Annotated in this window: 16 protein-coding genes; 10 read left to right on the top strand and 6 right to left on the bottom strand. The window is 73.7% G+C overall.

All coding sequences use genetic code 11. The features are described 5' to 3' along the window. Positions 1-32 precede the first annotated feature (32 nt). The 3 genes from AB0C36_RS21680 to AB0C36_RS21670 form a co-directional block, all read right to left on the bottom strand. A complete protein-coding gene (locus AB0C36_RS21680; RefSeq protein WP_358356377.1) occupies positions 33-1,256 on the bottom strand; it encodes a bifunctional RNase H/acid phosphatase in 1,224 nt (407 codons plus the stop codon). Then, positions 1,253-1,996, bottom strand: a complete 744-nt coding sequence (locus tag AB0C36_RS21675; protein ID WP_358356436.1) for a zinc ribbon domain-containing protein — start codon at positions 1,994-1,996, stop codon at positions 1,253-1,255. Before AB0C36_RS21675 ends, AB0C36_RS21680 begins: the two co-directional genes overlap by 4 nt. Positions 1,997-2,120: 124 nt before the next feature. Continuing rightward, a complete protein-coding gene (locus AB0C36_RS21670; RefSeq protein ID WP_358356375.1) occupies positions 2,121-2,951 on the bottom strand; it encodes a Nif3-like dinuclear metal center hexameric protein in 831 nt (276 codons plus the stop codon). A 358-nt stretch (positions 2,952-3,309) separates the two neighbouring features. Between AB0C36_RS21670 and AB0C36_RS21665 the strand changes: the two genes are divergently transcribed. Next, positions 3,310-4,509: a PASTA domain-containing protein gene (locus AB0C36_RS21665; RefSeq protein ID WP_358356374.1), complete on the top strand. Its 1,200-nt coding sequence runs from the start codon at positions 3,310-3,312 to the stop codon at positions 4,507-4,509. Here AB0C36_RS21665 and AB0C36_RS21660 read toward each other — a convergent pair. Continuing rightward, positions 4,430-5,134 (bottom strand): hypothetical protein, encoded by a 705-nt coding sequence (locus tag AB0C36_RS21660; RefSeq protein WP_358356372.1) that lies wholly within the window; start codon positions 5,132-5,134, stop codon positions 4,430-4,432. The two genes, AB0C36_RS21665 and AB0C36_RS21660, sit on opposite strands and share 80 nt — an antisense overlap. After that, positions 5,131-6,048, bottom strand: a complete 918-nt coding sequence (locus AB0C36_RS21655; RefSeq protein WP_358356370.1) for a MerR family transcriptional regulator — start codon at positions 6,046-6,048, stop codon at positions 5,131-5,133. Before AB0C36_RS21655 ends, AB0C36_RS21660 begins: the two co-directional genes overlap by 4 nt. Before the next feature lie 210 nt (positions 6,049-6,258). On the opposite strand from AB0C36_RS21655, the gene AB0C36_RS21650 reads away from it, so the two are divergent. The 6 genes from AB0C36_RS21650 to AB0C36_RS21625 all read left to right on the top strand — a co-directional run bounded on the left by AB0C36_RS21650 (position 6,259) and on the right by AB0C36_RS21625 (position 16,638). After that, the gene (locus AB0C36_RS21650) at positions 6,259-7,023 is read left to right on the top strand and encodes an SDR family NAD(P)-dependent oxidoreductase (protein ID WP_358356369.1); all 765 of its coding nucleotides are present in this window, start codon (positions 6,259-6,261) and stop codon (positions 7,021-7,023) included. Between the two features lie 405 nt (positions 7,024-7,428). After that, the gene (lanL, locus tag AB0C36_RS21645; protein WP_358356367.1) at positions 7,429-10,506 is read left to right on the top strand and encodes a class IV lanthionine synthetase LanL; all 3,078 of its coding nucleotides are present in this window, start codon (positions 7,429-7,431) and stop codon (positions 10,504-10,506) included. Continuing rightward, entirely contained in the window at positions 10,503-12,404 is a 1,902-nt protein-coding gene (locus AB0C36_RS21640; protein ID WP_358356366.1) for a S9 family peptidase, read from the top strand. Before lanL ends, AB0C36_RS21640 begins: the two co-directional genes overlap by 4 nt. Positions 12,405-12,555: 151 nt before the next feature. Then, a complete protein-coding gene (locus tag AB0C36_RS21635) occupies positions 12,556-12,705 on the top strand; it encodes a VenA family class IV lanthipeptide (RefSeq protein WP_268823938.1) in 150 nt (49 codons plus the stop codon). Positions 12,706-12,982: 277 nt separating this feature from the next. Beyond that, positions 12,983-14,830: an ABC transporter ATP-binding protein gene (locus AB0C36_RS21630; protein ID WP_358356364.1), complete on the top strand. Its 1,848-nt coding sequence runs from the start codon at positions 12,983-12,985 to the stop codon at positions 14,828-14,830. Further along, a complete protein-coding gene (locus AB0C36_RS21625; protein WP_358356362.1) occupies positions 14,827-16,638 on the top strand; it encodes an ATP-binding cassette domain-containing protein in 1,812 nt (603 codons plus the stop codon). The genes AB0C36_RS21630 and AB0C36_RS21625 overlap by 4 nt, the downstream gene beginning before the upstream one ends. 19 nt (positions 16,639-16,657) lie before the next feature. Here the strand turns inward: AB0C36_RS21625 and AB0C36_RS21620 are convergent, their stop codons facing one another. Then, positions 16,658-17,431 carry a helix-turn-helix transcriptional regulator gene (locus AB0C36_RS21620; RefSeq protein WP_358356360.1) on the bottom strand — a complete coding sequence of 258 codons (774 nt, stop codon included), beginning with the start codon at positions 17,429-17,431 and terminating at the stop codon, positions 16,658-16,660. Between the two features lie 167 nt (positions 17,432-17,598). Here AB0C36_RS21620 and AB0C36_RS21615 point away from each other — a divergent pair, with 167 nt between their 5' ends. From AB0C36_RS21615 to AB0C36_RS21605, 3 genes are all read left to right on the top strand, one after another. Further along, positions 17,599-17,955 (top strand): hypothetical protein, encoded by a 357-nt coding sequence (locus AB0C36_RS21615; protein WP_358356359.1) that lies wholly within the window; start codon positions 17,599-17,601, stop codon positions 17,953-17,955. A 37-nt stretch (positions 17,956-17,992) separates the two neighbouring features. Beyond that, positions 17,993-18,367: a hypothetical protein gene (locus AB0C36_RS21610; RefSeq protein WP_358356357.1), complete on the top strand. Its 375-nt coding sequence runs from the start codon at positions 17,993-17,995 to the stop codon at positions 18,365-18,367. Positions 18,368-18,763: 396 nt separating this feature from the next. Beyond that, positions 18,764-19,948, top strand: a complete 1,185-nt coding sequence (locus AB0C36_RS21605) for a PASTA domain-containing protein (protein ID WP_358356355.1) — start codon at positions 18,764-18,766, stop codon at positions 19,946-19,948. Positions 19,949-19,972: the final 24 nt, after the last annotated feature.

Genomic DNA, 19,972 nt, shown 5'->3' with positions numbered 1-19,972 from the left:
CCGGCGGCGGTCCGGCCGCGAACCTCCGCGCCCTACCCCTCCCGCAGGTGCGACGTGTCGTTGTAGACGCGGAGCGACGCGTTCCCGTCCGCCCACCAGTTGATGGCGGTGAGCGCCGCCGCCGACAGCTCCATGCGGAACATCGACTGCGCGGGCGCGTCGAGCGCGAGGCGTACCAGCGTCTTGATGGGCGTCACGTGGGTGACCACGAGCACTGTCTTCGCGGGGTAGCGGGCGAGCACCTTGTCGCGGGCCACGACGACGCGGCGGGCGACCTCGGTGAAGCTCTCGCCGCCGGGCGGCGGCGCGTCGGGGGACGCCAGCCACGCCGCGAGTTCGTCCGGCCAGCGTTCGCGGGCCTCGCCGAAGGTCAGGCCCTCCCACGCGCCGAAGTCCGTCTCGCGGAAGCCCTCTTCGACCCGCACCTGGAGTCCCAGGCGGCGGGCCGCGGCGGCGGCGGTCTGGCGGCAGCGGGCCAGCGGCGAGGACACGATCGCCTGGATCGTGCCGCGTGCGGCGAGCAGTTCGGCGGCGCGCTCGGCCTGCCACAGCCCGCGTTCGGACAGCTCGGGATCGCCGCCGACGCCGGAGAACCGCTTCTGCGGGGTCAGCGCCGTCTCACCGTGCCGCAGCAGGACACAGGTGGTCGGGGTGCCCAGGTCGGGCCCCCAACCGGCGGGCGGCGTCTCCGAGTTGGCGGCACGCTCCGGCGAGCTGCCCGCGTCGGCCCTGGCGCCGGGCATCACGGCGGTACGCGTCCCCGCCGCCGGCCCCGCAGCCGTCGCCGACTCGACCAGTTCGGGGTCGACCGCCACCGGGGTCTTCGGCCGCCACACCTCGCCTTTGGCGGCGAGGTCCATCGCCTCGTTCGCGAGCCGGTCGGCGTGCTTGTTCTTCTCGCGCGGCACCCAGGTGTACTTCACGTGCCCCGCCGGGTACACGTCGCGGACCTGGGCCGCGAGGTCCCGCATGTCGGCGTGCTTGATCTTCCAGCGCCCCGACATCTGCTCGACGACCAGCTTGGAGTCGGCGCGCACCTCGACCGGTGCCTCCGGGTCCAGGTCGCGGGCGGCACGCAGCCCGGCCAGCACGCCGCGGTACTCCGCGACGTTGTTGGTGGCGACGCCGATGGCCTCGCCCATCTCCCACAGCACCGCGCCGGTCGCGGCGTCGCGCACCAAGGCGCCGTACGCGGCGGGCCCCGGGTTCCCGCGCGACCCCCCGTCCGCCTCGACGACGAACCCGCGCGCGCTCAAAGGCCCGACTCTGCGGTACGCACGAGGATGCGGCGGCAGTTGTCGCACCGCACGATCGCGTCCGGCGCCGCGGCCCGGATCGCGTTCAGGTCGGTGATGCCCAGCTCCAGGCGGCAGCCCTCGCAGCGGCGCTGGTACAGCGCGGCGGCACCGACGCCGTGCTGCTGGTCGCGGATCTTCTCGTACAGCTTCATCAGGTCCGCCGGCAGCGCGGCGGCCACGACCTCGCGCTGCTTGGTGTCGCCGGCGCTCTCCGCGTCGATCTCGGTGACGGAGGCGTCGCGGCGGGCCTCGGCGGCTTCGCGCTCGGCCTGTGCGGCGTCGCGCTCTTCGACGAGTCCGGCCAGGCGGCCCTGGATCTCCTCGCGGCGCTCCATGATCTCCAGGACGACCTCTTCGAGGTCACCCTGGCGCTTGGCGAGCGAGACGATCTCGTGCTGGAGGTTCTCCAGTTCCTTGGGGTTGCTGACGTGCCCCGAGTCGAGCCGCTGTTGGTCCCGTTCGGCGCGCGTGCGGACCTGGTCGACGTCCTGTTCGGCCTTGGTCTGCTCCCGCGCGGCGTCGCTGTCCTCGGTCTGGGCCGCGACGACCAGGTCGCGCAGCGTGGCGAGGCGGGTGCCGAGACGGTCGATCTCCTCGTGTTCGGGGAGCGTCCGGCGCCGGTGGGCGAGACGGTCCAGGCGCGAATCGAGGGCCTGCAGGTCGAGCAGGCGGAGCTGGTCGGCGGGGGCGGCGTTCAGCGGGGTCTCCTAGCGCGTGTGGTCGTCGTCTGCTGCCGGCCGGTGCGGGAGGCGCGCCGGTGCGGCGGCCACCGTACGGCCGACCCGGTCGGGCGGCCTGGTCGGTCGACGTGATCGGGGTCGGTCAGGTGGTGCTGGGAACGTGGAATGCCCAGGGGTCGGTGGGCAGTCGTGAGACGTACGTCTCCACCGTAGCCCCGGACGCGGCCAACGCGGCCGTCAGTTCGGCTGCGGCCTGCTCCAGCCACGGCCACTCCGTCGCCCAGTGCGCGGCGTCGACGAGTGCGGGGCTGCCGGCCTCGATGGCTTCGGACGCGGGGTGGTGCCGCAGGTCCGCGGTCAGGTACACGTCGACCCCGGCCCGGCGGGCGGCCCCGAACAGGCTGTCGCCGGCGCCGCCGCAGACCGCGACGGTCCGCACCGTGCGCTCCGGATCGCCCGCGACCCGGAGCCCCGCCGCGGTGGACGGCAGGGCCTTGGCCGCGCGTGCGGCGAACGCGGCGAGGGACTCGGGCTCGGGCAGCGCGCCGATGCGGCCGATCCCCCGGCAGCCCTCCGGGTCGGCGGCGCTCGGGTCGAGCGGCCCGGCCACCACGAGCCCGAGGGCGCGGGCGAGCGCGTCGGAGACGCCGGGGTCGGCGGAGTCGGCGTTGGTGTGCGCGACCGCGAGCGCGCAGTCGCCCTTGATGAGGCTGTGCACGACGCGGCCCTTGAAGCCGGTCGCGGCGACGGAGTGCACACCGCGCAGGAAGAGGGGGTGGTGGGTGACCAGCAGGTCGGCGCCCCACGCGAGGGCTTCGTCCGCGACCGCCTGCACCGGGTCCACGGCGAAGAGCACCTTGCGGACCTCGGCGTCGGGGTCCCCGCAGACCAGGCCGACGGCGTCCCACGACTCGGCCCAGCTGGGGTCGTAGAGGCCGTGCAGCGCGGTCAGGACGTCGGAGAGCTTGGGCACGGTCCGAGGTTACCGTGATCCACGGCGCCGCCCGGCCGCGGCCGATCTTCGCGACTCACCGCGACGCGGCCCCTTCGCCCGACGTCTGCCACCCCTCCGCCGATCATCGTCACTGTGTCGACAATGCGCGGGAAGCTTTCCCCCACATCAGGAGAAACGCCGGGAATCGGCTGCGGCTCCCGGCCGCGATTCCGCGAAACGCCCCCAACCGACCGGCAGAACCGGTAGGACCGGCCACGCGGCACCGGCTCGCACAAGGCCCGCCGCAGTCGCGACAACGGCGTCCGACCCGAAGAACCGCGGGGGCACGCCCGGCCGACCGGCCCGGGGTGGGGTATCCGTCAGGGGGCGGGGAAACATGGTGCACTGCATACTCTGCGGCACCGGCAACGACTTGGCTGCCCAGTACTGCGCGGGGCTGGGCTGCGGTGCCGATCTGGCCGCGCAGCGCGACGGGGACACGTCCCTCGCGGTCCAGGTCGACTGCGAGCCGGCGGAGGTCGAGGCCCGCCCCGGGGACACGGTGGCGGCGACGCTGACCCTCCGGAACGCGGGCAGCATCGCCGACAAGTACGTCCTGGAGCTCCGCCGCGACATCGGCGACCGCATCACGGTCGAACGGCACGGCAAGCCGGGCGACGTACTCGCGGGCGAACTGTGCGTGTGGACCGTGCGGTACACCGTTCCGCCGGACTGGAACCCGGCCGCGCATCTCGTGGGCGCGGGCGGGTTGTTCGACGGCACCGGCCCGGACCCGACGGCGTACGGCGCACCGCTCGACGACGCCATCGTGGTGCCGCTGCGCGTGGTCTCCACGCTCGACCGCGGGGTCGCGGCCGGGGCCACGCTCACCGTACGCCCGCTCAGCGGCACGCCGGAGCCCGACGAGTTCCCCTCGCCGCGTGCCGCCCGCGCCCGGCGCAACCAGGCACGGCGTACGCAGATGGCCGCGGCGGGTGCGGTGGCCGCGGTCGCCGTGGTGGTCGCGCTCATCGTCGGCATGGCCTCGGCCGGGTCCGGTGGCGGGGGCAAGAAGGATCCGACGAGGAAGGCCGGGGCCACTTCGACGGCCCCGTCCGCCACCGGAAGCGGCGGTGACTCGCCCGCGCCGATGGAGACGGTCCCCACGGAAATACCGTCGTCCGACGCGCCGACGAGCACGACGCCCACCGCCACGCGGACGCCGAGCGCGACGCGGACCACGAGGCCGCCGTCGAGCCGTCCGCCGACGACGGTCCCGGGGCCGGGGGTTCCGACGGTGGCACCGCCGACGGCGACGCGGCCGACGGCGACGAACGAGCCTCCGGCGCCTCCCCCCAATGTCGTCGGTGAGACTTGGCGCAGCGCTCGGAGCACCTTGGCCAGGGCGGGCTTCGACGCGGAGCGGTCGGGGGCCTCCGACCCGGAGTGCCTGGACGGCCAGTCGGCAGGTACGTGCACGGTCTCGTCGCAGTCACCCCCGGACGCCGGCAAGACGGTCACTCTGACCCTGAAAGCCCCGCCGCCGCCGTCCTCGTCGCCGCCGGCGTCGCCGTCGACCGAGCCGGTGCGCGGTTAGACGCAGGCCGGCTCTCGTCGGGGTCCGTCGCCGTCAGCGCGTCGACCATCGCCTGCGGGTCGTCCGCATATATCCGCAGCGTCCTCGCCTCGCCGCGCGGTCCGCGCCACCCGTGTACGGTCACCGGCTCCGACAACTGCACCAGGACGTTCGTCTGGTGCGAAAGCGCTAGGGCCATCTCGCCGTTCGCCACCGACAGCGTGCGTTCGTGGTCCCACCGGCGGGCCACCCGCGCGGACACGATCGACGCCCGCGGCACACGCAGGTCGAACACCGCACCGTTACGGATCCGCAGTTCCGACTCCGACACGACATGCGGGCGCGTCGCCTGCGCGGCCAGGATCGCGAGGATCATCTCGGTCGTCTGTACGTCCACCACCAGCAGGACCAGGTGCGCGACGGGCCACGGGACCAGGATGAAGAAGACCAGGGCCTCGACGATCGACACGAACAGGAACACCAGGATGATCGGCCGCTGTTCGCGCGCATAGCCGACGGCCACGTCGCCGGGCCCGACCCCGTGGCGGCGGCGTATCGCCCAGAACCACAGGCTGAGCATCGCGCGGCCTTCGTAGCGGATCAGGAAGCGCACCAGTCGGCGCACCGGGAAGCGTTCCGGAGTCATGGGTCCTCCTCAGGTGCGGGCGCGGGCGCGGGTGCGGGTGCGGGTGCGGGTGCGGCGGGCTCGGGCACGGGGGCCGTGGAAGCTGCGGGCTCGGATGCGGACGCCGCGGACCACGACGCCTCCAACAGGCGCACGGTCCGGCGTACGACCTCGGCTTGTGCGGGGGCGAGTTCGTCGAGGAACGGTTCCAGCGACGCGGACTCCCACACCGAGGCGGATGCCGCTTTGGAAGCCGCTGTGGAAGCCGAGGCCGAGCCGGTCCCGGGCACCGGGCCGACCAGCAGATGTGTGGTGGTGAACTCGGCGAGCGCTGTGGCGAGGGGCTGGACACGCGGGTCGTCCGGTTCCGCCTCAGCCAGTTCGTCGAGCCTGCGGTAGAAGTCGTGGCCGATCCCGATCAGCTCCGGATCGGAGGTGAGCGGTGCGAACATCGCGCCTGCGCGGTCCCGGTCCGGTTGCGATGCCATCGTGTCGATCAGCAGCAGGAAGTCGCGGTCCCACGCGGCGATCGGCGACGCGGGGGCGTCGATGCCGCGCAGGAACGCCACGAGTTCCGGCGACGCGGTGTCGTCGGTGTCGAGCGCCCCGGCGTCCGCACGGGCCAGCAGCTCGGCGAGGCGGGCGCGGCGTACCCGGATCTCCGTCTCCTGGCGGGCCAGGCTCGCGTCGATGTCGTGCAGGATCTCGGGCAGCTCGCGGGCGCGGTCGTCGGCGATGACGTCGCGAACCTCGTCCAGGCTCAGGCCGAGTTCCACAAGGCGGCGTACGCGGGCCAGGGCGACGGCGTCGCGCATGCCGTATTCGCGGTATCCGTTGGACAGCCGTGCGGGTTCGGGCAGGACGCCTTGGTGGTGGTAGTGGCGGACGGTCCGGGTGGACACACCCAGAAGTGCGGCGAGCTCTCCGATTCGCATACCGCAAGTCAAGACGTTGACGTCGCGTCAACGTCAATCCCGCGCCGACGGCGGTGCTGTTCGGTCCTGTGGTCCTGTGCGATCGGGTGCGATCAGCGCCACATGCCCGGGCCCGCCCCTCCCCGCGTCGTCCGTGCGATGCTCCGTGACGTCATATCAGCTTGCTTCGGTCAAGCAGTCGCCGGGGCAGTGTCAGGGAGGACCCGACCCATGCTCGATCTCGCAGGAGCCTCGGCCGTCGTCACGGGCGGCGCTTCCGGCCTCGGGGAGGCCACCGCGCGACGGCTCGCCGAGGCGGGGGCCACCGTCGTGGTCGCGGACAAGAACGAGGAGCGCGGGGCGCGGGTCGCCGCCGACATCAAGGGCGTCTTCGCGGCCACGGACGTGACCGACGAGGCGCACGTGCAGGCCGCCGTCGACGCGGCCGTGGCGGCCGGTCCGCTCCGTGCGCTCGTCGCGTGCGCCGGCACCGGGTACGCCGCCCGCACGGTGGGCCGGGACGGATCCCCGCACCCGCTCGCGCCGTTCGAGTTCATCGTGAGGCTCAACCTGATCGGCACGTTCAACGCCATCCGCATCGCCGCCGCGGCCATGGCGAAGAACGACCCCCAGGCCGACAACGAGCGGGGCGCGATCGTGTGCACCGCGTCGGTGGCGGCGTTCGACGGCCAGATCGGCCAGGCCGCGTACGGCGCCTCCAAGGCCGCGGTCGCGGGCATGACCCTGCCGATCGCCCGCGACCTCTCCGCGATCGGAGTACGCGTCAACACGATCGCTCCCGGAACCATGGACACGGCCCTGTTCGACCTCGCGCCCCAGCAGGTCAAGGACACGCTCGGGGCGGCCGTGCTGTTCCCGAAGCGGATGGGCGTGCCGGAGGAGTTCGCGAGCCTGGCGTACGAACTGCTGACCAACAGCTACCTCAACGCCGAGGTCATCCGTCTGGACGGCGGCATCCGCTTCCAGCCCAAGTAGCCTTCCTACAAAGCCGGTTGACGGGGTGTCGGAGCACGGTCCGGCACCCCGTACGCATGCCGTGCGCCGGGCCGCCCAACCGCACGTTCGTCATATCGTCACACCACGCTCTCTACAGCTCCCCCTTCACTCCCGCCGACATTCGGTGGTTACTTCACCCATGCGGGTGAACCCCTCCGTAACTCGTTGAGTCGCCGCGAATACGAACCGTACGGTCTTTCTCGTCCCGAACGGACCGAAGCAACAGCGGTCGGACGACGGGCAGTTCAAGCCGACACCGCCAAACGGACGGTCGTCGGCGGAAGGTTTCCGGGCGCCGGCCCCACGGACCGAGAAAGGTCCGCCGGACCGGGCGCGAGGGGGGTATCAGGGTTGGCCGCAACACGAGTTCGTGGGCACCGTGCCGTGCACGGCGCCGCCCGCGACCTGCCGGGGGGGACCCTGGTCGAGCGCGTCCGAGCGGCGCTCGACCGGCACCAGCAGGCCGGCGCCCGGGAGCAGCAGCACCAGACACAGGACGACGGGCAGGGCGCGACGCCGGAAGGCGCGCACGGCAGCACGGCGGACGACGCGCACCGCAGCAACGACACCGACACCGACATCGCCGGCCGGACCGCCGACCGCCGGGTCTGGGACATCCGCACCGACGAACTCTGGTGCACCGTCACGCCGCGCGACCACGTGCTGCCGGCGCAGGGCTGGAAGATCCACGTCAGCGCGGCGACCGGGAGTGCGGCCGAGGTACTCGACCGGGTGTGCGACGTCGTCGTGCCGCGCGGCGTACCGTTCAAACTGGCCGCCGGAACCGAATTGCTGCGCATGCTCAACTCACGTGAAGCGGACCGCAGTTCATCGGGCAAGTTCATCACGGTCTACCCGTGCGACGACATCGAGTTCGTCGAGCTCGTCGACGCGCTCGACCTGGCCACGCGCGGCATGGTCGGCCCGAGCGTGATGTCCGACCGTGCGTGCCGTCCCGGCAGCATCGTGCACTACCGCTTCGGCGGCTTCACCCACCGTTCGCGCCTCGGCAACGACGGCGCGTACCGGCCGACCCTCACCGCTCCGGACGGCTCGCTCGTCGAGGACTCCCGGGCGGCGTGGTTCTCGCCTCCCCCGTGGGCGCCCGATCCGCTGGCGTCCCGGCATGCCCGCCAGAACGCCGACGGCAACAGCGGTGTGCTGGTCGCGGGCCGCTTCGCGGTCACCGCGGCGATCCGGCACTCGGCCAAGGGCGGCGTGTTCGTCGGCACGGACACCGTCACCGGCGCCGACGTCGTGGTCAAGCAGGCCCGCGCGTACGTCGAGGTCGACCACTCGGGTCGGGACGCCCACGCCGCGCTGCGCCACGAATCCGCGCTGCTGGAACGCCTCGCCGACACGGGGCTGACCCCCGCGCACGTGGCCTTGGTCGAGCAGGAGGGCACGCTGTTCCTCGCCCAGGAGCGCATATCCGGAACCTCGCTCCGTGCCTGGGTGATGCGCCATGCCGGCACCGAACCCCGTGATCCGGGCGGCTCGCCCGACGTGCCGTGGCACCTCGCCCGCGACGTCGTCGCCGAACTCCTCGGCGTCGTCGGGGGCATGCACCGCGCGGGTCTGGTGATCCGCGACCTGGCGCCGACCAATGTCATGGTCACCCCCGACGGGCGGTTGCGCCTGATCGACCTCGAACTCGCCGCCGACGCAGGCAGTTTCGCGGGAGCGGCGGGAACTCCCGGCTACCGCGCACCCGAGCAGCGCGCCGTGCCGCGCCATGCGCGGGGCCGGGGCCTCCACCCCGTCTCGCCGGAGGCGGACCTCTACAGCCTCGGCGGCCTCCTCTTCCTCCTCGCCACCGGCGCCGACCCGGGTCTGCCCGACGACGCCGAGGAGGCCGCGACCGGCTCGCGTTCGACAGTCGAACGCATCGGCCCCTGGCTGGACTTGGCCACCCGGTACGGACGCACCGCGCGCCTCCTCGCACCGGCCGTCCGTGGGCTCCTGCGCGACGATCCGCGGCAGCGCTGGGACTTGGCCCGGGTGCGCGCACACCTCGGCGCCATCGAGCGGCGGGGCGGCGCCCCCGTGCCCGCCCCCGGCCGGGTACGCGACGCCGCCCGGCCGCATCCGTACCACGCCGCCGCGGCGCACTCCGGCCCTCCGACCGGCGACGGGTCCGACCTTGACGACGGCGATCCCGCCCGGTTCGGCCGGGTGCTGGCGGACGGCCTGACGCACCTCGCCGAGAGCATGTCCCCGGACCGCCGCGACCGGTTGTGGCCGGTCACGCCGGGCGGAGCCGCGATGGATCCGTGCAGCGTGCAGTACGGCGGCGCCGGCGTCCTCGGCGTCCTCGCCCGCGCCGCCCGCACCCCGACGCTCGCGCCCGAGCTGCGGGAGATGCTCGTCGAGCGCGTGCGCACCGCGTCCACCTGGCTGCGCGAGCACGCGGCGCGGGAACCGGTCACGCTGCCCGGCCTGCACTTCGGCCGCTCGGGCACCGCGTGGGCCCTCATGGAGGCCGCCGAGCTGCTGGACGACTGCGAACTCGCCGGGCACGCCGCCGACATGGCGCTGCGCGTCCCGGTCCGCTGGCCCAACCCGGACGTGTGCCACGGCGCCGCGGGCGCCGGGTTCACCCAGCTGCGGATGTGGGACGCGACCGGGGACGGACGGTTCCGCCAGCGCATCGTGGCGTGCGCCGACGGCCTGCTGGCCGCGGGCCGCGAACACGGTGACCTGATGCTCTGGCAGGTCCCGAAGGACTTCGACTCCCAGCTCGCGGGCGCCGCCCACCTCGGGTACGCGCACGGCGTCGCCGGGATCGGCGCGTTCCTGCTGGCCGCCGGCCGGGCCACCGGGCGTGGCGCGTACCTCGACACGGCCTTGGCGGCGGGACGCACACTCTCGCGAACCGTGCGCGCCGAGGACGGCGCCGCGTGGTGGGCCCAGGGGCCCGCCGATCCGCCGGGGGTGCGCCTCGCCCACTGGTGCAGCGGCTCGTCCGGTGTCGGGACCTTCCTGATCCGCCTCTGGGACGCCACCGGCGACCCGGTCCTGCGCGACCTCTCCGAACAGGCCGCGACGGCGGTACGCCGGGCCCGCTGGCACAGCGGCACGACCGCCTGCCACGGACTCGCGGGCAACGGCGAGTTCCTGCTCGACGTCGCCGAACTGTCCGACCCGGGCGGTGCCGAGCTGTACCGCGGCTATGCCGAGGAATGCGCCGAACTCGTCGCGGCGCGCAGCGCGTCGGTCGGCGGCCGGCTCGTGCCGTGCGACGAGACGGCGGTGGGGATCTCCGCGTCGTACGGCACCGGCCTCGCGGGCGTGGTCGCCTTCCTGCTCCGCCTGGGACACGGCGGCCCGCGCCTGTGGGTGGACCCGGTGGACGCCGCCTCGCGCCTGGGCGGCATGGACACCATGGCCACCGAACCGCCCGCCGACACATCCCCGATCGCCCGGAAAGACGCCGAGACCGAAGGAGGACACGCCGCATGACCACGACCCTCGTCGCGCCGGCCCTGCGCCGCGTCAGCTACTCCTTCTCCGCGGACGGCAACCACGCCGCCTGCCTGGCCACGGCCGGCGACGGCGCGTGGCATGTCGAGTCCTGGTCGCTGCGCCCGGACGGCGGCTCGGGCGTGCTGAGCGCTCCCGAACGCCCGCACGCCGACAAGCCGGAGCAACTGCACACGCAGCTGCTCGCCCTCGACGACGGCAGCGTGCTGGTCTGCCGGCACGAGCCGGGCCACCACGAACTCGTGCTCCTGGGCGGACCCGAGGACGCCGAGCGGCGGATCGCCACGGTCCGCAGCCCCGGCCTGCGGTTGCTGCCGTACCCCGGTCCGGACGGCCTCGCCCTCGTTCTCGGCACCGACACGACGCCGGTCACCACCGTGTGGCGCGTACCGCTCGACGGCGGTCCGCTGGAGGTCCTGACGGAACTCCAGGGCCTGTTCGGCGGGGGCGTGTGGCTCGACCCGGCCGGGCGCCGGCTGGCGCTCGACGCGGTGCGCGACGGACGCGTCAAGAGCGCCGTCCTCGACCTCGACGACGGCTGGCTCAATCCGCTCCTCGAGATGTCCGAGACCAGCAACGACCGCTTGCAGATGTGCGATCCGGTCAGCGGCCTGCTGGTGATCTCCAGCGATGCGCCGGGCCACGACCGCCTCGGGTGGATCCGACTGGCCGAGGACCGCGGCGAAGCGCCCGGCCGCGTACGGTTCCCCGAGATGGTGCACCTGCCCAACACGACGGTGCGCCCGGTGGCGATCGCCCCCGACGGGGACCGTGTCGCGCTGCAACTCGACCGGGGCGCGACCTCGCGCCTGGCGGTGTGGGGGCCGGAGGAGGGCACGCTCCTCGACGTCAAAATGCCGGAAGGCTGCCTCGGCGGCCTGGGCCGATGGACGCGGTCGGGCCTGCACATCCCGTTCTCCGCGCCGGACCGGCCCAGCGGGCTCGCCACGGTGCTGCCCGACCGGCCCGGCAGTTGGCACCTCACGGGCACCGCCGGTGCCCCGACCGCGGGCGGCTCGGCCGTTGGGGTCGCGGCAGTTGGTGCCGCGGCGGCGACCGCGTCCGAGGAATCCGCTTCAGCCGACGACCCGGCGTCGGAACCCGTCTGGGAATCCGCGCACTTGGAGCTTCTGGTCGGCGAAGTTGGGCCGGTCGAGTCGGTCGTCTACGGCGGTCTGGACTGGCGGACGTCGGAACATGTGGTCCTGGCGCTGCACGGCGGCCCGGCGGCAGCCTGGCGCTTCGAGTTCTCCCCGGTGCTCCAGCACCTCGCGGCCAACGGGGTCGCGGTCGTGGCCCCGAACCAGCGGGGCAGCATCGGCTACGGCGAGTCGTACGCATCGTGCCTGCACGGCGCCTGGGGCGGACCGGACCTCGACGACATCACCGCGATCGCCCGCACGCTGGTGAGCGAACGCGCCGCCGGGCTGCCGTTGCCGGCGCTGTTCGGCACCAGCTACGGCGCGTACCTCGCTCTGCTGGCCGCGTGCACTTCGCCGGACTCCTGGTCGCGGGTGCTCGCCATCGCGCCCTTCCTGTCCGGCCCGCGGCTGATCGCCGAAGCCTCGCTGCCGGTAAGGGCGTTGATGACGCGCCTAGGCGGCGACGTGGAACTGGACGACGCCCTCGGACCGCGCGACGTCGTACGCCTCTGCGAAGGCCTACGCGCACCGCTGATGTTCGTGCACGGCGACCGCGACGACATCATCCCGGTCGGCCAGTCCCGCACCCTGCGGCACCGGCTCCTGCAGCTCGGACGCTGCGAGGGGACGGACTTCCGCTATCTGGAGCTTCCCGGCCAAGGCCACGAGGTCTTCGCCGGGGACGGGGCCCCGGAGCTGTACACCCGCCTCACGGCGTTCCTGCGGGACTCGTGACGAGTCCCGCGCGAGCTGCCGGACGGGCGGACCGGCCCACCGACGGGCCTCGGCCCGGCGGCCCCGGCACCACCCGCGTGCGCACCGCGCCGCGGCCCACGATCCACGGACACCCATTGGGGGGCGGTCCGTGTCACGAAAGGACACCATCATGCAGAACCTTGAGACCGACCTCGCGGCCCTGCAGCGCCTGCCCGAGACCGAGTCGGTCGAGCTGGGCGGCGGCCACGGCGGGGGCGGCGGCGGCTGCCAGTTCACCTGCCTGATCGTCACCTGCCTGATCTTCACGATCGGCTGCTGACGCCCCGCCGGGAGGCCGGTGGTCGGTGACGGCGTCCGGACCCACCCCCGGACCGCCGTGAGGGAACCGGGAGTTCCTGCCGGAATCAGGAGCTCCCGGTTCTCCGACAACTCTGCCAGCACGGCGGAGGCGACACCAGAACCGGGCCGTGCACGGGGTGCGTACGCGGCGGCACCAACGCCGCAGCGGACGGACACGGCACGGCACGGCACGGCACGGCAACTGCACCAACGCACCAACGCATTCAGGCACCACCACACAGGAAGGGACCTTCGACGTGGCCGACTCCGGAACCGGGTTCCGTGCCGCCTGGCGGCACGCTCCCGGGCCGATGGCCGCGCTGACGGTCTCCGTACCGGCCGCGTCCGCCGCCGCGCTGCTCCTTCCGGCGGCGGCGGCGGAGGCGGTCGACACGATCCTCGACGGGGGCGGCGCGGGCTCCGCGCTCCCCCCGCTCGCCGCGGTGCTGGCCCTCGGCCTGATCGCGGCGCTGCTCGGCGAGTTGGCGGGCCCCACGCTGACGGCCGCGCTCACCGCGCGGCTGCGCGGCCGACTCGCCGACCACATGGTGGCGCTCGGTACCGGAGGCCGCAACCCGTACCCCGAAGGCGATGTGACGGGGCGTCTGGTGGGTGGCGCGCCCGACGCGGCGCGGCTCGTGCCGGCGTTGATCGGCACCCTCGGGGCACTGGCCACCTCGCTCGGCGGCATCGTCGCCCTCGGACTGCTCGACCCGTGGCTGGCCGTCGCGTTCGTCGCGGGTCTGGTGCCGGCCCTGGTCATCGTGCGCACGTTCATGGTCCACGCGACGGACCTGAACGAGCGCTACCAGAAGGTCCAGGCACGGATCTCCGCACGACTCGCGGACGCCCTCGGCGGCATCCGCACCATCCGGGCCTGCGGCACGCGCGACCGCGAAGAGTCGCGCGTACTGCGGCCCCTCCCCGAACTCTCCGCCGTCGGACACGGACTGTGGCGCGCACAACGGCGTGCCGTCGCCCAGATCCTGCTGCTCGCACCGGTGGTGGAACTCGCGGTGCTGTCGGTCGCCGGGTGGGCTCTGTCGGAGGGGCGGATCCCCCCCGGCGACCTGGTGGCAGCCGCGGGGTACGCGGCACTCGGACTGGGGTTCCTGGAACAGTTGGAAAGCCTGGTCGGAGTGGCGCACGCCCGTGCGGGGCGGCGGCGTACGGACGAACTGCTGTCCGTGCCCGTCGCCCCGCACGGGACCAAAAGGGTCCTGCCGCCCGGACGGGGCGAACTGGCCTTCCGCAACGTGTCGGTCCGCGCGGCCGACGACCGCCCGCTGCTGAGCGGCGTGGACCTGACCGTGCCCGCCGGAACCTGCCTGGCACTGGTCGGCACCACCGGCTCGGGCAAGTCGCTGCTGGCGGCGCTGCCGGGGCGGCTGCACGACCCCGACGAAGGCGAAGTCCTCGTGGACGGGCTGCCGGTGGCGGCTTTGGCCCGCGGCGAGCTGCGCCGGGCGGTGGCGTACGCGTTCCCCGACCCGGCCCTGCTCGGCTCCGACCTGCGCGACGCGCTCGGGTACGGACGCCCGGGCGCGGGGGCGGGCGAGATCGGCCGGGCGGCGGCCATCGCCCAGGCCGACACCTTCGTCCTGCGGCTTCCGGACGGGTACTCCACCCCTGTCGAGGGCCTCGGCCTGTCCGGCGGCGAGGTGCAGCGGCTCGGCCTGGCCCGCGCGGTCGCCCAGGACGCGCGCGTGATGGTGCTGGACGACGCGACCTCGGGCCTCGACATGGTGACGGAGCATCAGGTGATGGACGCGTTCCGGCGGCGGCTCGCGGGACGCACGCGCATCGTGGTGGCACACCGCGCGGCCGCGGCGGCGCAGGCCGATCGGGTCGCGTGGCTGGACGCGGGGCGCATCCGCGCATTGGGCACGCACGAAGAACTGTGGGACGACGCGGACTACCGTGCGGTCTTCGCGAGTTCGGTGTCGAGCGCCGCGTCGGGCGCTGTCTCGGGCTTCGTCTCGGGCGCCGTATCGGGCGCCGTATCGGGTGCCGCGTCGGGCGCCGCGTCGGGCACCGCCTTGGGCACCGCGTCTGGCTCGGCCTCGCGTCCGCCGATCGGGCCGGCCGCCGAGGACGCGCGGTGATCCGCCGCCGGGCACGCGACAATGCACGGCACGCACCGGTCGACCCAGGTGGCATACGCGCGGGCCGCGATCTGCTGGTCGGCGAACTCCGGCCGCACAAAGCGGCGTTCCTGCGCGTGTTGGGCTGGTCGGTCCTGGAGGGCATGCCCGCGCTGCTGTCCGGCGCGCTGGTGGCCGCGGCTCTGGACCAGGGATTCCTGGCGGGGCGGAACACCGTGGGGTTCGTGCTGCTGGGCGTGCTGGGCCTGGCGATGCTGCTGCGCGTGGCCGCGACGTACGCGATGTTCCCGCACCTCGCCGCGGTCGTCGAGCCGCTGCGCGACGCGCTGGTGCGCCGCGTGGTCGGCGGCGCGCTCGACGCCGCGGTCGCGGGACGGCGCCCGGGCGGGACGGACCCGTCGGCGGCCGTCGCGCGGCTGACCGAGCAGGTGGAGACCTGCCGCAACCTGACCGCGTCGCTGCTGCGGACCCTGCGGCAGCTGGCCGTCACCGTCGTCGCGGCGCTGGTCGGCCTCGCGGTCCTGGCTCCGATCGTGCTGCCGCTCGTCCTGATCCCGTTGGTGCCGGCCGCGTGGCTGTTCATCCGGCTCCTCGGGCCGCTGGCCCGGCGGCGCCGCGCGCTGGTCCTTGCCGACGAGCGGATCGCGTCCGACACCGGGCGCGTCGTGGGCGGACTGCGGGACGTTGTCGCGCTCGGCGCTCAGGACCGCGTCGTCGCGGAACTGCGGGTCGCGATCGAAGCCCAGGCGAAGGCCGCGCGGGCACTGGCCCGAGCCTCCGCGCTGCGCCTGCTCATCGTCGGTATCGGCGGTCAACTGCCGCTGATCATCCTGCTGTTGGCCGCCCCCCGGTTGCTGCGCGAGGGCACTCTCTCCCCCGGCGAGGTCGCCGGTGCCGTCCTCTACCTGGTGAAGGAGCTGGCTCCGGCGCTGCGGGCGTTGACCGCGACCGTGGGCGACTGGATCCTCGAACTGGGCGTGGTGGCAGGTCGCTTGGCCGAGTCCGGCGGGCGGCCGAAGGCGGCAGCCGAACCCCTGGCCGCCGTCCCGGCGCCCGGCACCGAGCGTTCCATCCGGCCCGCCGCACTGACCGCCCGCGACGTCACCTTCTCCTACGGGCAGTACGCGGCTCCCGTGGTCCAGGGCCTGCACCTGTCCGTCCCCGAGCGCGGACACCTCGCGATCGTCGGCCCGAGCGGCATCGGCAAGTCGACGCTGGCGGCGTTGCTGGCGGGTCTGCTCACGCCGCAGCACGGCACGGTGCTGCTGCGCGGCGTGCCGACGTCCGACCTCGGCGAGGAGCGCCTGCGGCGAGAGATCGCCGTCGTGCCGCAGGAGGCGTACGTGTTCGCCGGGACGCTCCGGGAGAACCTCGCCTACCTGCAACCCGCCGCGACCGACGCCGAACTCGACCGTGCCGTACGCCTGGTCGGCGCCCGCGAGCTCGCGGAGCGGATCGGCGGCTACGACGCGGAACTCCCCGACCCGGCGGCCCTCTCCGCGGGTGAGTGCCAAATGATCGCGCTGGCACGTACGTTCGTCTCTCCGGCCCGCCTGGTGATCCTCGACGAGGCGACCTGCCACCTCGACCCCGGCACCGAGGCACTGGCCGAATCCGCCTTCGCGGCCCGCCCCGGAGCCCTCATCGTGATCGCCCACCGGATGGACTCGGCGCGCCGCGCGGACCAGATCCTCCTGATGGACGGCCACCTGCCCACGGTCGGGACGCACGACGAGCTGATGGCGCGCTCGACCCTCTACAACGACCTGATCGGCCACTGGTCCACCGCGAGCGCCCCCCGCGCCTGAGCGGCGGGCGCGTACCGGCTCACAGCCAGCCGCGCCGCGCGGCGAGCACTCCGGCCTGGAAGCGGCTGGCGGCTCCCAGCAGAGCCAGGAGTTCGCTGACGCGCCGGGCGTACGTGCGGCGGGAAAGACCGGTGCGCGCCGCGGCGGCGGCGTCGGTGAGGCCCTCGGTGAGGCAGCCGAGGACGGGGGCCAAGTAGCCGGGGAGTTCGTGGGCCGGCCGGTCGGCACCGGGGTCCTCGCCGCTGCTCCACCATCCCTGGTGCACCCGGACGAGCGCGGCGACCACCACCGGGTCGCGGACGACGAGCATGCCGTTGTAGAAGACGTCCAGATCGAGCGGCAGCAGTGCCACGGTGCGGTCGATGACCGAGAGCCGGAAGGGGATCCGCGGGATCAGCCGGGCGTGGGCGCCCTGTTGCCACGCGATCGTGCCGATCGGCGCGTCGCGGAGCAGCCCTTGCCGGGAGGTGATCTGGCGTACGGCCGGGACCTGGGCGGCGGCCCCGCGCATGCAGTTGGCGACGTGCACGAGCTTCCGCTCCGGGACCCCTTGGTCCAGGCAGCCGGAGGGGTCGTCGAACATGAGCATCTCGTGGCGTGCGGTCCGGGAGAACCGGGCCGCCGCGTGGCCCACTTGCGGGGGCGGCACCACCAGCGTGGGCGGGCGGATGCCCTGATTCGCGTGGAACGCGGACTCGTCGAGGGCCTGGGCCACGGCCTCCCGGATGTCCTCGCGCTTCGCGGCGGCGGCAGTGCCCGTCGCCTGCGCCGCCTGCCTCGTACCGCGGTCCATGGCTCGTCCCCCGTCGCCGTCTCGGCGCAGCGTGGCCCGCCACGGCGCCGATCCGATTGTTCAATGCCGAACAAATGGCATCTTCACGCCATGCGGTTGATCGGCTTCCGAGTGTAATCAATGCTGATCGCGGAACCAACCGTTTAGTCACAGACAAGGAGCTCGTCGTGCACCGACACCGTTTCCTGCCGGCCGCCCTCGCCCTCGCCTCCACGATGCTGCTGGGGACCGTCGTCGCCGCCCCCGCCGGCGCGGCGGAGTCCGTGCCCGCCGAGGACAGCCCGCGCGCCGCCTGCCTGGTGATCACCAAGCAGGGTGGCGGCCATCCGACGATCTTCGACAGGTGGGCGGACGTCCGCAACGACTGCGGACGCCACATCGACCGGGTCACCGTGCAGCTCGACTACCACTTCGACCCCACGTGCCAGGCCCTCGGCCCCGGACAGTCCGCTCGGTACCACTGGATCTCGACGCTCCAGGAGAACGTCGAGGCCAATTACGCGTACGAGTGCCCCGGTCCCTGACCGCGCGGGCGCAGGTCCACCAACAAAGGAGCAACTTGTGCGCAAGCGCAGCAATCGCCTCGCCCTGCTGGGCACAGCCGCCCTGCTGGCCGTCGGCGCCTTCGCCGGGCCGGGGCAGGCCGCCTCGGCCGCGCCGGCGAGCCCCGCGGGGCTATCGGGGGCCGCAGGGCCCGCAGGGCCCGCAGGACTCGCCGGACCCGCAGCCGGGGACTACATGAAGTGCGGCTTCTCGCACCACTTGAGCCTCCCGCAGTACGGCGACTGGTACTACAACTGCACGTGGGCGGACGCCCAGATCACCATCAAGTGGAGGGACGGGCACGTCAGTTGGAAGTGCACCGCAGCCGGCCGGGCCTACCGGCTGGGTGACGTGAACTCGGTCGAGAGCGCCTGGATCGCCGCCCGGTGCTGAACGGTCGGAGCACCCGCCGAGTCCCGTCCCGGGGACTCGGCGGGTCTCGCGCGTTCGCCGGCCGGCGATCCTCGCGGCGTCCGTCGCATCGCGCCTGAGGGTGTTCCCTCACGCTCCGGCGTGTCCGGCGGTCCGACGGAACCGGGGGCCGCGGGGTTCACGTCCCCCATACATCCCGGCGGACATCCCGATGGATGAGGAGAACGGGCCGGATTGGGAGGGGAATTCGGGATGAGGCTCTTCTGTCGCCTGTGCGGCGCGCGCACGGATGGGCAGGAACGGCTGGGGTCGTACTGTCCCGGGAACCGGTGCGGCACGGACCTGCGGGCGGGGAACGACACGGGGGTCCAAGCGTGGTGCGAGCCCGAGCGGATCCGGGGCGAGCCCGGCCGTACCGTGACCGTGCGTCTCGTGGTGCGCAATTCGGGTATGCGGCCCGACACGTTCCGGGTCGAGCCGGTCGAACAGGTGGACGGGCGCCTCGACTTCGATGCCACGGTCCTCAACGTGCCGCTGGCGCCGGACCAGACGCGCGTGGTGGCGATCCGGTACACGCTTCCGCAGGACCGCACGGCGCTGGGGATCGACGTCGCGTCGCGCTTCGGCGTACCGGGGGCGGACGCCGCGGGGCGCGTCAACGACGGGCGCAGCGAACGCTTCGGGGTGGCCCTGCGCGTGGTGTCGACGACGGCGAACCAGGGTGCGGCCTGTGCGGCGTTCGCGGTCGACGTCCCGGCCCGGTTCCGGCAGGAGCGCCAGGACGGCCGTTCGTCCGGGCTGCGGGCCCGTTCCACGCCCATGCTTGTCGGCGGGGCGGTGATCGCGCTGATCGTGGCGGTCGCCGCCGTGGTCGCGGTCGCCGCGAACAACGAGGACGGCGGCGGCGCGAGCAACGCGGCGGCGAGGCCGTCCACCACGGTGACGGTCAGCGAGACCGCTCCGACCGCGCCCACGTCCACCGTGACGCCGACCGACGACGCCGGCGGGGACGACGACGATTCCAAGAGCGCTTCGGGCGGCGGCAACGGCAACGGGGGCAACGGCGGCAGCGGCAACGGGGGCAACGGCGGGAACGGGAACGGCGGTAAGGGGAACGGGGGTTCTGGGGAGATCACCAGCCCGCCCACCAAGACTCTCGTCCGGGTCCCCAGCGTCACCACCATCTCCGACCGCAGAGCCGCCGAGACGCTGGAAGCGGCCGGGTTCCAGGTGCAGTTCCAGTACCTGCCCGGCACCGGCGGACCGCGCGGGCTCGTGCAGGCGCAGAAGCCCGTCCCGTCCACGATGGCGCCGCAGGGCAGCACCGTGGTCCTGAGCCTGCGCGACGGCAAGGTCAAGGTCCCCGACGTGGTCGGCATGACGCCCACTCAGGCGCGCACGAAGCTGGAGGAGTTCAACCTCGTCGGCGAGTCCGCGCAGTCGCTCACCGCGGACCGAAGGGTCGTGTCGACGGACCCGCCCGCGGGCACGCTGGTCGACGAGGGCTCGACAGTGATCCTCTACTCGGACTATCGCGTTCAGGAACTCCAGGCCCGCCATCGACGCGGCGCCTTCGGCGGTCACTGCCGGGTCGTCCCATGAATACGTGCGCGACCTGCCCATGCT

Origin of the sequence: Streptodolium elevatio (assembly GCF_040649515.1) — a bacterium.
GTDB classification, from domain to species: Bacteria; Actinomycetota; Actinomycetes; order Streptomycetales; family Streptomycetaceae; genus Yinghuangia; species Yinghuangia elevatio.
The sequence above is the reverse complement of the archived record's forward strand: the minus strand, read 5'-3'. Positions and strand labels throughout refer to the sequence as shown.

What these genes read in the sequence shown, in the direction of transcription:
- AB0C36_RS21665 (WP_358356374.1), top strand. Translation starts at nt 3,310, where the DNA reads ATGGTGCACTGCATACTCTGCGGCACCGGCAACGACTTGGCTGCCCAG.
- AB0C36_RS21655 (WP_358356370.1), bottom strand. Translation starts at nt 6,048, where the DNA reads ATGCGAATCGGAGAGCTCGCCGCACTTCTGGGTGTGTCCACCCGGACC.
- AB0C36_RS21640 (WP_358356366.1), top strand. Translation starts at nt 10,503, where the DNA reads ATGACCACGACCCTCGTCGCGCCGGCCCTGCGCCGCGTCAGCTACTCC.
- AB0C36_RS21650 (WP_358356369.1), top strand. Translation starts at nt 6,259, where the DNA reads ATGCTCGATCTCGCAGGAGCCTCGGCCGTCGTCACGGGCGGCGCTTCC.
- AB0C36_RS21635 (WP_268823938.1), top strand. Translation starts at nt 12,556, where the DNA reads ATGCAGAACCTTGAGACCGACCTCGCGGCCCTGCAGCGCCTGCCCGAG.
- AB0C36_RS21660 (WP_358356372.1), bottom strand. Translation starts at nt 5,134, where the DNA reads ATGACTCCGGAACGCTTCCCGGTGCGCCGACTGGTGCGCTTCCTGATC.
- AB0C36_RS21620 (WP_358356360.1), bottom strand. Translation starts at nt 17,431, where the DNA reads ATGGACCGCGGTACGAGGCAGGCGGCGCAGGCGACGGGCACTGCCGCC.